Source organism: Micromonospora sp. NPDC001898, assembly GCF_042891255.1.
Classification (GTDB): Bacteria; Actinomycetota; Actinomycetes; order Mycobacteriales; family Micromonosporaceae; genus Micromonospora.
This window is the reverse complement of the sequence record NZ_JBIATC010000054.1, coordinates 1-1,063: the sequence shown is the minus strand read 5'-3', so window position 1 is coordinate 1,063 and position 1,063 is coordinate 1. Positions and strand designations below refer to the sequence as shown.

The 1,063-nt window shown below is 69.3% G+C and carries 1 protein-coding gene; it reads left to right on the top strand.

Features of this window, described 5'->3' with window-relative positions; translation table 11 throughout:
- Window positions 1-123: 123 nt before the first annotated feature.
- Window positions 124-1,063 (top strand): IS30 family transposase (locus tag ACFYZF_RS30650; protein WP_387026673.1); only part of this gene is annotated, 940 nt, incomplete at its 3' end.

The following is a 1,063-nucleotide window of genomic DNA, read 5'->3' as shown; positions in this document are numbered from 1 at the left end:
CTTGGGCTCAACCGGTGGTTGCAACACCTTCGTTGATGGTGGTGGAGGTGGTTGCTGATGGCGGCGCGGTTGTCGGCGGGGGAACGTGAAGAGATTGGTTTGGGTCGGGCGGCGGGGCTGTCTGTGCGGGAGATCGCTCGCCGGTTGGGGCGGGCGCCGTCGACGGTGAGTCGGGAGGTCGGCCGGTTCGAGCGGTATGGGCAGGTGTACCGGCCGTCAGCCGCGGAGTGGGCGGCGTGGCTGCGTCACCGGCGGGCGAAGCGGGCCTGCAAGCTGACGGTGGAGGGGCCACTGCGCCGGTTGGTGATCGATTGGCTGGGGCATCGGTGGTCGCCGCAGCAGATCGCCCTGCGGTTGCGGCGCGACCATCCGCACTCACCGCACCTGTGGGTGTCCCACGAGACGATCTATCAGGCGATCTACCTGCAAGCCCGGGGTAACCTGCGGGCCGAGTTGACCCGGCAGGTCGCGTTGCGTTCTGGTCGGGCTGCCCGACGCCGCCGATCCCAGGCCGCCGGGGCGATCCGTTCGCAGCGGCCCTGGCTGGGTCTGAACATCAGCGCCCGGCCTGCCGAAGCGGCGGACCGGGCCGTGCCCGGGCACTGGGAAGGCGACCTCCTCGAGGGCGGTCGGGGCCCGAACGGCGGGTCCGCCATCGCCACCCTGGTCGAACGGCAGACCCGCTTCGTGATCCTGGTCGGCCTGCCCGAAGGCAAACTCTCCGAGCACGTCGCCACGCAACTGGCCACCGCGATGACCTGGCTGCCCCGACGACTACGCGCCTCGCTGACCTGGGACCAGGGCACCGAAATGGCCCGCCACCGCCAATTCAGCATCGCCACCGACTGCCCGGTCTACTTCTGCGACCCCCACAGCCCCTGGCAACGCGGCTCCAACGAGAACACCAACGGCCTACTCCGCCAGTACTTCCCCAAAGGCCGCACCGACTTCCGCACCCTCACCCAAACCGACCTCGACGCCATCGCCGACGAACTCAACGGACGCCCCCGACAAACCCTGGACTGGGACACCCCTGGTGAGAGAATGTCCCAGCTCCTCGATG